13 protein-coding genes are annotated in these 13,438 nt (G+C 65.8%); 7 read left to right on the top strand and 6 right to left on the bottom strand.

From position 1 onward, the window contains the following. Window positions 1–11: 11 nt before the first annotated feature. Window positions 12–764 carry a thioesterase II family protein gene (locus JYG37_RS34035; RefSeq protein ID WP_213346813.1) on the bottom strand — a complete coding sequence of 251 codons (753 nt, stop codon included), beginning with the start codon at window positions 762–764 and terminating at the stop codon, window positions 12–14. A gap of 303 nt (window positions 765–1,067) precedes the next feature. On the opposite strand from JYG37_RS34035, the gene JYG37_RS34030 reads away from it, so the two are divergent. The 7 genes from JYG37_RS34030 to JYG37_RS34000 all read left to right on the top strand — a co-directional run bounded on the left by JYG37_RS34030 (window position 1,068) and on the right by JYG37_RS34000 (window position 7,457). Further along, the gene (locus tag JYG37_RS34030) at window positions 1,068–1,778 is read left to right on the top strand and encodes an ABC transporter ATP-binding protein (RefSeq protein ID WP_050016640.1); all 711 of its coding nucleotides are present in this window, start codon (window positions 1,068–1,070) and stop codon (window positions 1,776–1,778) included. Continuing rightward, entirely contained in the window at window positions 1,775–3,166 is a 1,392-nt protein-coding gene (locus JYG37_RS34025) for an ABC transporter permease (protein WP_089490171.1), read from the top strand. Before JYG37_RS34030 ends, JYG37_RS34025 begins: the two co-directional genes overlap by 4 nt. A 61-nt stretch (window positions 3,167–3,227) precedes the next feature. Further along, window positions 3,228–3,662 (top strand): FixH family protein, encoded by a 435-nt coding sequence (locus JYG37_RS34020; RefSeq protein ID WP_235356274.1) that lies wholly within the window; start codon window positions 3,228–3,230, stop codon window positions 3,660–3,662. Window positions 3,663–3,721: 59 nt separating this feature from the next. Continuing rightward, entirely contained in the window at window positions 3,722–4,864 is a 1,143-nt protein-coding gene (locus JYG37_RS34015) for a DJ-1/PfpI family protein (RefSeq protein ID WP_050016635.1), read from the top strand. Between the two features lie 113 nt (window positions 4,865–4,977). Then, window positions 4,978–5,760, top strand: coding sequence for an outer membrane lipoprotein-sorting protein (locus JYG37_RS34010; protein WP_080334354.1), 783 nt, complete (start codon window positions 4,978–4,980; stop codon window positions 5,758–5,760). Continuing rightward, the gene (locus tag JYG37_RS34005; RefSeq protein WP_245170519.1) at window positions 5,757–7,028 is read left to right on the top strand and encodes a hypothetical protein; all 1,272 of its coding nucleotides are present in this window, start codon (window positions 5,757–5,759) and stop codon (window positions 7,026–7,028) included. Before JYG37_RS34010 ends, JYG37_RS34005 begins: the two co-directional genes overlap by 4 nt. 36 nt (window positions 7,029–7,064) lie before the next feature. Beyond that, window positions 7,065–7,457: a RidA family protein gene (locus JYG37_RS34000; RefSeq protein ID WP_089490172.1), complete on the top strand. Its 393-nt coding sequence runs from the start codon at window positions 7,065–7,067 to the stop codon at window positions 7,455–7,457. A 19-nt stretch (window positions 7,458–7,476) separates the two neighbouring features. On the opposite strand, the gene JYG37_RS33995 is transcribed toward JYG37_RS34000, so the two are convergent. From JYG37_RS33995 to JYG37_RS33975, 5 genes are all read right to left on the bottom strand, one after another. Next, window positions 7,477–8,748, bottom strand: coding sequence for a cytochrome-c peroxidase (locus JYG37_RS33995; protein ID WP_235356272.1), 1,272 nt, complete (start codon window positions 8,746–8,748; stop codon window positions 7,477–7,479). 13 nt (window positions 8,749–8,761) lie between these two features. Beyond that, window positions 8,762–9,724 (bottom strand): amidohydrolase family protein, encoded by a 963-nt coding sequence (locus tag JYG37_RS33990; protein WP_050016628.1) that lies wholly within the window; start codon window positions 9,722–9,724, stop codon window positions 8,762–8,764. Next, window positions 9,721–10,386, bottom strand: a complete 666-nt coding sequence (locus JYG37_RS33985) for a GNAT family N-acetyltransferase (RefSeq protein ID WP_050016626.1) — start codon at window positions 10,384–10,386, stop codon at window positions 9,721–9,723. Before JYG37_RS33985 ends, JYG37_RS33990 begins: the two co-directional genes overlap by 4 nt. Window positions 10,387–10,399: 13 nt before the next feature. After that, window positions 10,400–11,425, bottom strand: coding sequence for a PLP-dependent cysteine synthase family protein (locus tag JYG37_RS33980; protein ID WP_239469026.1), 1,026 nt, complete (start codon window positions 11,423–11,425; stop codon window positions 10,400–10,402). Window positions 11,426–11,584: 159 nt separating this feature from the next. After that, window positions 11,585–13,435, bottom strand: coding sequence for an alpha/beta hydrolase (locus tag JYG37_RS33975; protein WP_213346811.1), 1,851 nt, complete (start codon window positions 13,433–13,435; stop codon window positions 11,585–11,587). Between the last annotated feature and the right edge of the window lie 3 nt (window positions 13,436–13,438).

Genomic DNA, 13,438 nt, shown 5'->3' with positions numbered 1-13,438 from the left:
CTGTATCGAGACTATGCGTGCGCGGCCAGCGTCGCGACAACGTGATCCTGGAGCTCGCGCTCCCGGGCATGGATGAAGAAATGATCGCCGTCGAACCGATGAAGCGAGAACGGCCCGCCGCTGTAGCGGCGCCATTCGCGCAGCGCGTCGATGTCGACATGCGGATCGTGCAGGCCGCCAAATACGGTCAGCCCGCAGCGCAACGCGAAAGGCGTATCGGTGCAATAGCCTTCGGCGAGCGCCAGATCGGCTCGCAGCGCACGCAGGAAATGCCGAAGCCAGTCCGGCTCCGACAGCAACGCATCCGGTGTGCCGCCCATCGTCTTCAGCCAGTCGATGAGGTCCGGTTCCGGCAACCGATGAATCGCTAACGGACGAGGGACGACATGCGGCGCACGGTGCGCCGCGCAGAATGCGTGAATGGGCTCGCGAAGCCGTCGTCGGTCGAGTTCCCTCAGCCATTCGATACCGACGACACTGCCGAAACTGTATCCGAAGGTGCCGAACGGTTTGTCGAGGAGCCCGTGCGCGGCGGTGGCCAATGCATCCGTCATCGCATCCAGCGACGTGGGCGGCGCTTCCGAGAAGCGCGTCTGGCGTCCCGGTAGTTCGACCGCCACGACTTCGATCCAGTCGGGCAGTTCGAGCGCCCAGCGCCGATAGAGCAGCGAGCCGGCACCGGCGTACGGGAAGCAGAACAGCCGGTGCGTGGCCGCGGGTTGGGGGCGATGCAGGATGAACCAGGGCGTGATCTTGACTGGCATGCCGATTGAGAGCGGAAGTCGTGACGCGTCGCAGCCGCGATCCGATCCGGGGCGGCGCGCCGATGACGGTGCAGCGTAATCGCAAGGGCCGGCGACGGGTGCCGTCCGACGGTACAGGTTGACGATCCCTCCCGGCCGTGATTGTTCGCGAATGCGGGGCGCGACATGCGATCCCGGCATCGGGTTCGCGCCCGGATGCTGCCCCAACGAACAGGTTTTTCCCTACACGCAAGTTGGTATTCTGCGCTGCGCGATCGTCCTGCACCGTGCTGTCGCGGCCCGCCAACTTCGTACATCGAGACCATGAACGCCGTAATACTCGAAGCCGTTGAAAAGTCGTATCTGATGGGTTCCGTCAACGTGACCGCGCTGCGCGACGTCACGCTCGACATTCGCGACGGAAAACTGACCGTCATCGCCGGTGCTTCCGGTAGCGGGAAGTCGACGTTGCTGAATCTCGTCGGATGCGTGGACCGGCCCGACCGCGGCCGCATCGTCGTGGCGGGCGAAGACGTCGGTCGTTTGTCGGACGACGCACTGTCCGATTTTCGTGCGCGACGGCTCGGTTTCGTCTTCCAGAACTTCAATCTGCTGCCGGTGCTCACGGCGCACGAAAACGTCGAATATCCGCTGCTTCTCGCGGGCACGCGATTGACGGAGTCCGAACGTGCACTGAAGGTGCGGGACATGCTCGATGCGGTCGGCCTCGCGGACAAGGCGCATCACCGTCCGGGACAGATGTCCGGCGGTCAGCGGCAACGCGTCGCGATCGCACGCGCACTCGTTGCGTCGCCGAACCTCGTGCTGGCGGACGAGCCGACCGCCAATCTGGACAGCAAGACCGGTCAGCAAATCATCGCGCTGATGCGGCGGTTGCAACGGGAGCGGCGCGTGTCGTTCGTGATTTCGTCGCACGATCCGCAGGTCATCGCGGCAGGCGACGACGTCGTTCACATTGCCGACGGGATCGTGTCCGACGTGACACGCACCGACGACCAGGAGGCGTTCGCATGAAGACTTTTTCGCTCGCGCTCCGCAATCTGCTGCGCAACCGTCGCCGCTCGATCACGACCCTGCTCGCGATGATCGTCGGCGCGCACGCGGTGCTGCTGTTCGGCGGCTATACGCGCAACATCACGTACGGTCTGCAAACCGATTACGTGAAGTACGGCGGCCACCTGCAGATCGAACGCAAGGGGTTCTACGAGTTCGGTAGCGGCAATCCTTCCGCGTACGGGATCGACAACTACGAGGCGATCATCGATGCGGTGAAGGCCGATCCGGAACTGGCGACGATGGTGCTCGTCGCGACGCCCACGCTGCAGTTGCAGGGTATCGCTGGCAACTTCGACGCGGGGTTGTCGCGTACCGCGCTCGCGCTCGGCGTGCGCGTCGACGACCAGAACCGGATGCGAGCGTGGAACGACTATCAGTTCCCCGTGACGATCCCGCCGATGGCGCTGACCGGCACGACCGGCGACGCAGCCGTGATCGGGACGGGCCTCGCGCGCGTGCTCGAACTGTGCGGGCCGCTCAAGGTACCCGACTGCCACCCGCCCGGGAAGCCCGCGGATACCACGCCGGCTTCGCCGCTTCCGGGCGACATCGCGGCCCTTGCCGAGGGGACGCGTGCGGCGCCGGTTGCCGCGGCGGACGGTCGGCGGATCGAACTGCTTGCGGCGACCGCGCGCGGTGCGCCGAACGTGGCGGAACTGCAGGTCGTGAAGGCGGAGCGACAGGGCATCAAGGAATACGACGACATGTACGTCGGCCTGCATCTCGCGCAAGCGCAACGACTCGTCTACGGCACCGAGCGGCCGATGGCGACGGCGATCGTCGTCCAGTTGCGCCACACGTCGGATTTGCCGGCCGCGAAGGCGCGGATCGAGACGCTGCTGAAAACGAAATTCGCGGGTACGGACACGGAAGTCGTCGACTACACGGTGCTGAACCCGTTCTATGGTCAAGCGCTTGCGATGTTCGCGACGCTGTTCGGTTTCGTCGCGCTCCTGATCGCCGCGATCGTGCTGTTCACCGTCGGCAACACGATGAGCACCGCGGTGTTCGAACGCACGGTCGAAATCGGCACGCTGCGCGCGATGGGATTGCGCCGTGCGGGCGTACGTCGCCTGTTCCTGTGCGAAGGGTTGCTGCTCGGCGTGATCGGCGCGGTGCTGGGCGTCGCCAGCGCGGCGTTGCTCGCCGGCGTCATCAACGTCAGCGGTCTGACGTGGACGCCGCCGGGCCGCTCGCCGGTGCCGCTGATCATTCGTGTGTGGGGCGAGAACGACCTGATCGTCGGGACCGCGATCGGCCTGCTCGTGGTGGCGATGCTTTCCGCGTTGCTGCCCGCGCGCCGCGCGTCGCGAATGGAGATCGTCGATGCGCTCCGCTATGCGTGATCGAACGATCGGATCGGCCATCGATGAAATGTCGATGAAATCGATTCGTCGGCGGATTGTCATGTTAGCCTTCGCCGGGAGTGGCATCGCGATGCTCGGCGCATGTGGCGCACCGGCCGAGCAGCCGGCGCCCGCGGGTCTGAATTTGTCGCTGACGCAAGCGACGGCGTCGGGCGCGTACGTCGTGACACTCGAACCGCCGACGACACCGCCGCCGCTGAACCGGATCCATGCATGGACCGTGATCGTGAAGCGTGCATCGGGCGAGCCCGTGCGCGGTGCGCGCATCGATGTCGGTGGCGGGATGCCTCAGCACGGGCACGGTCTGCCGACGCGCCCTCGCGTGATCGACGGCGACGCGAACGGGACGTATCGACTGCAAGGGATGAAGTTCAGCATGCCCGGCTGGTGGACGATCACGTTGAAGGTCCGGGACGCGCAGCGCGACGACGACGTGACGTTCAACGTCGTGTTGCCGCCGGCGGCGGCGTCATGACGGTCGACACGGGCGCCATGCCCGATTACTGGATGAGTTCCATACACGGAGAGGCTTCAATGCGAAAAGTCATGTTGTACTGGATGATGGTGCTGCTCGCGCCGTTTGCATCGGGTATCGCGAACATGGCCCATGCGGGGCCGGCGAGCGAAGCGTCGGCGCCGGCCGCCGCCGCGCCCGCGGCGGCACGCGCGGACCGGCTGCCCGCGTATCAGCCGCGCTTCGGGCGCACGCGCCCGATCGTCGCCGTCGTCGGCGAAAACTACTATACCGAGCTGACCGATTACGTCGTTCCCTATGGGATCGTGGCCGAATCGGGCGCGGCGGATCTCGTCGCGCTTGCGACGAAACCGGGCCCCATCCGGATGTTCCCGGCACCGATGAACGTCATTCCGGACGAAACCACTGCCCAGTTCGATCAGCGCGTGCCCGAAGGGGCCGACTATGTGATCGTGCCGGCCGTGCATCGCGACAGCGATCCGGCGCTGCTGGCGTGGGTGGCCGAGCAGGCGAAGAAGGGCGCGACGATCATCGGCGTGTGCGACGGCGTCTGGGTGGTCGCCCGTGCGGGGCTGCTGGAAGGCCGCCGTGCAACCGGGCACTGGTATTCGATGAACGATCTCCGCAAGAAGTTTGCCGATACGCGCTGGGTCGACGGCAAGCGTTACGTTGCCGACGGCAAGGTCGTCACGACGACCGGCGTCACCGCGACGATTCCGGTATCGCTTGCGCTCGTCGAGGCGCTCGCGGGGCGCGAACGTGCGCTGCAGGTCGCCGAGCGGCTCGGACGCCCTGCATGGTCGTCCGAGATCGCGAGCGACCGCTTCAACCTCGGCTTGCCGGCGATGGCGACGATCGCAACCAACTACGTGTCGTTCTGGTCGCATGAGGATTTCGGTATTCCGATCGCGCCGGGCGTCGACGAAATCGCGCTCGTGCTCGAGGCCGACGCGTATTCCACGACGTTCCGCTCGACGGCCTACACGGTGGCCGCGAACCGCGAACCCGTGCGCACCCGGCGCGGGTTGACGATCGTTCCCGACCGCGTGGCCGGCGTCGACGCGCCGACGCGGATGTTGTCCGCGCCGATCACGCGCTATCCGTTGCATGCGCTCGATGCATCGCTGAATGCGATCTCGTCCGAATTCGGCAAGCGCACGGCCGCATGGGTCGCACTGCAGATGCAGTATCCGGGCTACTGAGCGGCACACCGCAGCGTTACCCCGTTCCTCCCCAAGCCTGTCGGTTTTCCACCCGTTTTTCGGGTGGGAGCCGAACTCGTCCCTGTCATTCCGTAATTGCTCCGGAGATTCCGATGCAGACGCATTCGATGGCGCGCCTGTCCGCCGCCGCGATCCTCGCACTCGCCTGCTGTACCGCACACGCCGCGCCCGATCCGCAACGCATCCTCGCCGCGAGCGATGCCGTTCGCAACCCGAGCGAACCGTTCACGCTGAACGTCACGCTGACCCAGTACACCGACGGCAAGCAAACGGATTCGAACGCACTGACCGCCTATTCGCGGATCAACCCGACGAGCGGTCAGTTTCGCAGCCTGATTCGATTCGCCGCGCCGGCGCGCGATGCGAACAAGCTGATGCTCAAGAGCGGCAACGATCTGTGGTTTTTCGATCCGGCAAGCAAGGCGACGATCCGCATTTCGCCGCAGCAACGGCTGCTCGGGCAGGCGTCGAACGGCGACGTGGTCACCGTCAATTTCGCACAGGGATATCGTGCCCAGGTCGAGGCGGAGGAGGACGTGCAGGACGGCGAGCGCCAGATGCGCCGTGCGTACCGGCTGAAGCTGGTCCAGAGCGTATCCGACATGACGTATCACTCGATTGAAATGTGGATCGATACGACGGACTCGCGCCCCGTGAAGGCACGGTTCTTCAGCGAAAGCGGCAAGCTTCTCAAGACCGCGTTCTATCGGCGCTTTCAGCAGCAGCTCGGTGCGTTGCGGCCCACCGAGATCGTGATCATCGACGGGCTCAATCCGAATCTCGTGACCGTGATGCGATATGCGGACTACGTGGCGAAGGAGATTCCGGATGCCTGGTTCCAGTCCGATTTCATGGCGCGTTTCCAGCCTGAATGATGACGCGCATCGGCATCGCCTGTATCGCGTTGGCCGGCATGGCGGGCGTATGCCATGCCAACGACGCGGAAGAGGCCGGGCTGGCGCTGGCCGACGCGACGCCGGTGCAGAAGGTCGACGACGGCAAGTACCAGTTCAGTCTTGAACCGGGCCTGCGCTTCGCCACCTTGCGCCCGGGCGGCACGCGGACGGCCACGCGGCTGTCGCTCGACCTGACGGCGCGTCACGCATTCTCGAACGGCTGGGGCATCAGTCTTGCAGACCGACTCGACCTGAACGGTCCGTGGCGCTTCGATGGCGACTCGGGCGCGATCAACACGCTGAAGGAACTGTATGTGGACGGCCGCGTAGGCAGCGGCAGCACGCTGCTGCAGGCCGGTCGCGTCAATGTGCGGCTCGGCGTTGCGACCGGCTACAACCCCACCGACTTTTTCCGCGACAACGCGGTTCGTTCCGTGACCTCGGTGGATCCCGCGAGCCTGCGCGAGAACCGGCTCGGTACGGTGATGTTGCGCGGCCAGCAATTGTGGGCAGACGGTTCCGTCAGTGCGCTCGTCGCGCCGCGGATAGCGGATCGCGCCACCGACGCATCGTTCTCGCCGGACTTCGGCGCAACGAATCAGCGCACGCGCTGGATGCTTCAGTTCAGCCAGCGCGTCATCTCGGATCTGTCGCCGCAGATCGTGATCTACGATGACGGAAAGCCCGGCAGTTCGCCGCAATTCGGTGTCAACCTGGTTCATCTCGTCAACAATGCGTGTGTCGGCTACGTCGAGTGGTCGGGCGGGCGAGGGCCGTCGACGCTGGCGCGTGCGCTTGGGCAGCCGTACAGCGATGTCGCGTTCCGCTGGAAACTTGCAACCGGTGCGACTTGCACGACGTCGCGCAATCTTTCCGTCACGCTGGAATACGACCGGGACGGCGCCGCGCTCGACCGTGCGGGTTGGCAGGCACTGCGCAATGGCCCGCCGGCCGGCTACGCCGCGTATCGAACGCTGGCGGCCGCCCAGCAGGACCCGACGACCCGCGACGGGCTCTTCGCGATGATCAGGTGGCAGGACGCGTGGATCCAGCGTCTGGATCTCTCCGGTTTCGTCAGGTTGAACCTCGCCGATCGAAGCCGGCTCACATGGCTCGAGGCGCGTTATCGCTTCGCCAGAACCGATGTCGCGCTGCAATGGCAGATCAATGCGGGCGCGTCGTCGACCGAATATGGCGCGCTGCCTCAGTCGAATCTCTTCCAGTTGCTCGTCAAGCACTATTTGTGACGCGGCAGCGCCACCTGCTTCAAGGAGAAGCACTGCATGAAACACTATGTGACCTCGGGCCATGAACTGCCGCAGTGGCCGTCGCCGATCAGCCATGCGGTGGTCGCGAACGACACCTGCTATCTCAGCGGCCAGCTTTCGCTGGATGCCGACGGCCGCTATGTGCCCGGTACGCCGGCCGAAGAAGCGCGGCGCGCGTTCGCGAACCTGTTCCGTGCGATCGAGGCGGCGGGATTCAGCCCGCGGGATCTCGTGTTCGTCGACATCGCGTTCTCCGACATCGGTGCGCTCGCGGACGTGAACGGGGTTTATGCCGACCTGTTTCCCGCGGATCGCCGGCCGGCGCGAACCGTCTATCAGGCCGCTGCGTTGCCGTTTGGCGGCCAGGTCAAGGTGATGGGCGTCGCCGTTCGCGACGCGTCGCGCTGACGCACGACGGCGCGGACGATCAGCGCTCGACGATGGGGCCGGAAAACGCGCCGAGCAGCGCGACGAGCTGCCGTTGCTCGTCATCCGACAACGCGATCCTTTTCAGTTCGCTATGCCCGATCGCGGCCGCGGGCGCGTCCGCGTAGTGGCGCATCACCGCGTCCAGCGAAGCGAACTGACCCGCGTGCATGTACGGCGGCCGCAGCGCGACGTTGCGCAGGCTCGGCGTCTTGAACGCGCCGAGCATGTGCGGATCGTCGGTCGAGATGAACTGCAACTCGTCGCACTGCTCGGGCTTCGCGTCGCTGAACGGCCCCATGCAGTTGAATTCGTCGTGCAACACCTTGGCGACCGCCGCCGCGCGACCGGGATCGGCAGCCGTTCCGCTACGTGGCGGTACGCCGATGTTGTGGAACTGCCGGTCGCTCAGCATGGGCCCGGTGTGGCAGGTCATGCATTGGCCTTTGTTCACGAACAGGCGCAGGCCTGCTTTCTCGGTCGGCGTCAGCGCGGCCAGCTTGGCCGGGTCGCCGGTCCGGACGCCGTCGACATAGGTATCGAAGCGTGAAGGCCCGTATTGAAGCGTCGCTTCGTACGCCGCGATCGCCTTGCCGAGATTCGCGAACACGCGCGACACGTCGGTGCGGGTGCGTTCGTCGAGTCGCTGCCACACCGCTTTCTCCGCGTCCGTGCCGAGCGGGCCGCCGTCACGGGGCAGCGCGCTCAGGTCGGGCAGCGGTCCGAACAGCGGCTCGTAAGCGTCGCGGTAGTGCTCGGCAAGCACATGGGCGGCGCGCAGCCGGGTGCCGCCGTGTTCGTTGTGATCCTCGATCGGCCCGATCGCCTGCGACCACATACTATCCTTGCGGCCATCCCAGAACAGCCACGGCGCATCGGTCATGCCGACGACGGGCATCGTGCGACGCACGCCGATGCCCAGGCCGATTGCCAGCGGTCGGCCGTCTTCGAACTGGCGATCGGTGGTGTGGCAGCTTGCGCAGGCGATCGCGCCGTTTCGGCTGAACCGCGGATCGGAGAACAAACGCTTGCCAAGCTGCGCCGCCGGTGCGGACGTGGCCACGCGATTCGACGGGTCGACTTTGACGACGACGTTCGCGGGCAGGCGCATCGATTCGAGCTGCGCCCGTTCGTCGGCGCGCCAGTGGTCCGGCGCGTCGGCGGTTTCCGCCATCGCGTCGGCGCGATGCCCCGGCCATGCGGTCCAGACGAGCAGCGCGCCGATCATCGACGCAGCGGCGAGCCCATAGTGCGTGCGGGACGGCCGTCGCATGCGACGGCCGGAATCACGCGACCGCATCGATCGTGCGCGATGCCGGCAGCAGCGCACGCGTATTGCCCGACATCAACCACTTGCGTTGCACCGGCGCGACCGCCGCGAGCGGGCCATCGGCGGCGAGGAACTGCTCCATGACCTTGCGGTGGCCGCCCGAGTTGCGAAAGACCGGCCAGTCGGTGCCGAACAGAATCTTGTGATTGATGTTCATGCGGAACAGCTCCGCGAGCGCGACCGACCACCCCTGCGGATGCTGCGAGCCGAGAAATGCGCTGACGTCGAGATACACGTTGGGTCGATACGCGCACTGTCGCGCGCAAGCGTCGACGTGATGGACGGCGCCGTGCGCGAGGATGAAGTTCACGTCGGGAAAATCGAACGCCGCGCGATCGAGCAGATCCGGGTGCGAGTACGCAAACTCGAGCGCCGGGCTGGTCGGCCCCACGTGCAGAAGCACCGGCAACCGGTGGGCGCGACAGATTTCGTACAGCGGGTACAGGCGCTTGTCGCTGGGGCTGTAGCCGCACGGCGGATAGAGTTTCAATCCGGAGAAGCCGTACTCGACCACGCCTTTCTCGAACAACGCGACACCGTCCGCGCCCCAACGCGGATCCATGCCGCCGAAAACGTGAAAGCGCTCGCCGTGACGCTGCAGAATTGCATGATGCTCGGCATACATCTCGGCGATCGTGAGGTCGCTTTTCATCACGTACGTGAAATCGGGCAGCAACACCACGGCCTGCTCGATCCCGGCCGACGTCATGTCGGCCACCAGTGCATCGCCGAAGTGGTCCTGGCTTTGCGCGAGATAGGTATCGAGCAGTTCCGATCGCGATTTCCGTACGCCGTTGGCGACGAGCCGGACATGAACGTTGGCGCAGAATCCCTCGAGGAACGCAGTGGGGATGAAGCGCGTCGACGCGATGTGGCAGTGCGAGTCGATGATCGGCCCGTCGTAGATGGCGTGGCTCATGCCGTTGCTTTGACGGGGGCGGTGCGGTCGGCGTCGCGACCGGTGAGCATGCCGAGCGCGCGTTCCTTGAGGTCGGCCACGCGCTGCATCATGAAGTGGCCGGCATGCATCTTCCCGTTTGCGCGGGCATAGTCCGGCAACGTGCCCCACGTCTGAAAACCGTAGTGTTCCCATACGCGGTGAGCGGGCGTGCCGTCTCGCACGTCGAGCGTCAACAGTTCGACATTGTCCCGATCGCATTGCAGCGCGATCTCGACGAACGCGGCAGGCAGCACGCCACCGCCGCGACAGGCGTCGTGGATCATGCCTTTCGCGAGATCGGTGATATGGCGATTGTTGGGGTTCAGGTTGCGGCGCAACGTGCACAGGCCGATCAGCTGCCCGGTGTTCGCGAAGATCGTCAGCAGGCGCACCTTTTCCGCGGCGAGATTCGAGCGCAGTTCGTCGAGATAGCGGCTCGCTTCCGCGTCCGTGATCGTTTCGGCGAAGCCGATGATCGGCGCGCTTTCGCTCGTGCGCCGCATCAGTTCGACGATCTGCGCGCCCAACGTATCGTCGACGGCGTTCGTCCAGCGATAGGTGACGTGCGTGACGTTGGCCTTCGGCAACGCGATCGGATACTGCGCGCCGTCGGCAAGCAAGGTACGGATGGAGTCGTTCATGGGTGTCCCTGGATCACGTGGTTTCGAGGGCCACGGCGCTTTCGGCGCGTGGCGGGGGCGCGTCGGTGCACAGGTCGTCGAGCACGGCCTGGAGGCCATGATCGACCAGCCACTGATCGTCGTAGATCGTGTCGAGATACTTGGTGCCGCTATCGGGGAAGACGAGCACGATGTTGGCCGGACCTTGCAAGGTGGCGACGTAGCGACGCGCGGCCTGCGCGATGGCGCCGGACGAACCGCCGAGCAGCAACCCTTCGTCGAGCGCGAGGCGACGACAGCCGACGAACGCATCGCGATCGACGATGCGCATCGTTTCGTCGACGAGATGAATCAGGATGTTGCCGGGCTGAAAACTGAGCCCCGCGCCGTTCTGCAGATGCGGCCGGTAGGTGCCGCCGAACACGACCGAGCCGTCGGGCTCGACACCGATCACGCGGGTGGCCGGGTCGCGCTCCTTCACATAGCGTGCGATGCCGCTCAGATGGCTGCCGGTGCTCGCGGACACGATCACGGCGTCGAGCCGGTCGGCGAGCTGGGAGACGATTTCGGGCCCGGTGGAGTAATAGTGGGCGTCGATCGCGGCCGGATTGTTGTACTGATCGAGGTTCACGCAATTCGGCACGCTCGCGGCAATCGCCTTCGCGACCGCAATGCGCTTGCGCTGATAGCTGCCCGTCTCGTCGGGGTGTTCGACCATCTCGACCTCTCCGCCGAATGCGCGCACGAGATTCGCATTCGTCTTCGGCGTCTTCGGATCGAGCACGCAAATGAAGCGATAGCCGCGCGTGGCGCACAGCATCGCAAGTGCGTGCCCCATGTTGCCCGACGTCGATTCGACGATCGACCAGCCCGGCTTGAGGCCATGGTCGCGCTCGGCCTGGCGGAGCAACTGCAGCGCGCTCCGGTCCTTCACGCTGTTGCCGGGGTTGTAGCACTCGAGCTTTCCATACACGCGGATTCGCCTGTGTTCATTCGACAGGCTTTTCAGATACAGCAGCGGCGTATCGCCGATCAGTTCGACTAGGCTGTTTGCGTACATTCGACATCTCCGACCAGCGGGTTGGCGTTGGCTTGTGCGTCGTTTGCGAGTTGTACGACGCGATCGGCCGCGTGTGATCCGGCTTGCTTCACAGTGCGACTTTAGTGATCGATGCCCGGGGCCTGTAACTGTCCGAACGGGCATCGGAAGGCGCGTGCGTCACAGTTCGCCCGATTCCATCTCTGTCTCCCTCTCCCTCTCGCCGCGGTCGGCCGCAGGGAGGACGCGCAGTCTCGGATGCGGCAGTGCGTCGGGTGTCAGCGCCCGATCGCCGACGAACGCGCCGACGAGTTGCGCGAGCAGCGCCGCATTCTGCTGAACCATGTGATGACTGCCGGCCTGGAGCTCGATCTGGATCGGGCGAAGCTGGGCCGACGTAATGGCTCGCGCACGAATCGCGCAGGTCATTTCGTCGTATTCGCCGGTCACGAGCAGCGCGGGGATGCCGGCGATCGATCCGTCGCGTTCGGCTTCGATCCGATGGGCGCGGAAATTCAGCAGTTGCTGGCTGTATTCGATCATGTTCGCCGCCGACACGAACGGCGCGTGCAGCCAGTGACGGGTCGCCGAATCGGGTAGCGCGAACATCGATGCGTGGCCGCCTTCGCGTGCGTCGCTGCGTGCCCGCTTCTCCAGGAGCCCGATCATCGATTTGGCCATGCTGTCCGCGGCCTTCGGCATGCGCGCGACGAGCGAGCACATCGTATTGAGATTGTTTTCGTACGCGCTGTCGGCGCCGTCGTAGTCCTGCGCGCCGGCAAACGACGGCGCGATCAGGCTCATCGACGCGATGCGGCCGGGCAGTGCGCGCGCCAGCGCCAGCGCATATCGGGCGCCTCCGCACCAGCTCGCGACGTGAATCGCGTCGATCCCCTCGACGTCGAGCAATTCAGCCACGCTGCGCGCGTAGCGGTCCGGCGCATCGGGGCTCGAATAGTACGCGCGTGTCAGTCCTGCATCGGCTGACGCATCGCTCGCGTCGTCCGCCAGATAGAGCGAAAAATCCGGCGCCAATCCGGCCGCGAAGTCGTGCCACACGTCGTGCGGGATGCCGAATGCGTTGATGAGCAGCATGGCCCGCGAGCCGCGCCCCGCATTCAGATACCGATGCCCGCTGCCGGTCGTGATCCGGCGCGCAGACGGCAGGTCGACAAACCGGGGCGCGTCGCGCCTTTCGTGCCGGGCCGCGTGAGCGGCGACGCGTGAAGCGATCCGGGCTTGCCAGTCGAAGCCGTCGCAGCGTAGTCGGTGAGAACGGATGTCGGTCGGGGAAACGTGCGCGTCATCCGCGTATCCCAGCATGTGCTCGGCGTGCTTCAGATTCGTTTCGAGTAGCGCGAGAACGGCGTCGGAGCCGGCCTCGTCGGCATCGCTTCGCGTCGGAATGGGCGCCCTTTGCGCGACGCTTTCGGCGAGTTCGCGCCAAGCAATACGCCGATCGCCATGCACGACGTGAAGGCCGGGCGACGCTTGCGTCGCAAGCCAGGCCAGCACCGCTTCAGCCGTCAGCAGGCAAGCCGCGCCGGCTGTTTCGGCAGGCAACGCCAGCGGCTCTTGCTCGAAGTACGTGTCGACGCGGCGGCGTACCTCGAACACGATTTCGGCGACCGCGTCGGCGAGCGTGTCGAGTGACGCCGGCGATAGCGTACCGGCTTCGCCGATGGCGGCCGTGCCGTCCGCGAGCGCGTCGCCGAGCACGACGATGCATGCGTTCGCAACGGATGCGGACGCAACGTCGAGCGCGGCCGACAGGAGGCGGGGCAAGGACGCGAATTCGCGCGTGCGGCGAATCTCGGGATCGTCGACGACGACGGCGAGCTGCCCGGAACCGGGCGCGTTCAATGCGTCGCGAAGCCGAGCGATGCGCGGGTACGCACCGAGTGCCGTAGTCGCATCGCCGGCATCGGCCGCTGCGCGCAGCGCGGCGAGGTCGCCGGCATCCAGCAGGCAGATACGGTCGTCGCCGCCGGCCGACGGCATCCTGCATGCGTCGTGCGGATGATCGTTCATCGT

This window comes from Burkholderia sp. LAS2 (assembly GCF_018417615.1).
Classification (GTDB): Bacteria; Pseudomonadota; Gammaproteobacteria; order Burkholderiales; family Burkholderiaceae; genus Burkholderia; species Burkholderia sola.
This window is presented reverse-complemented; position numbering and strand designations above follow the sequence as displayed.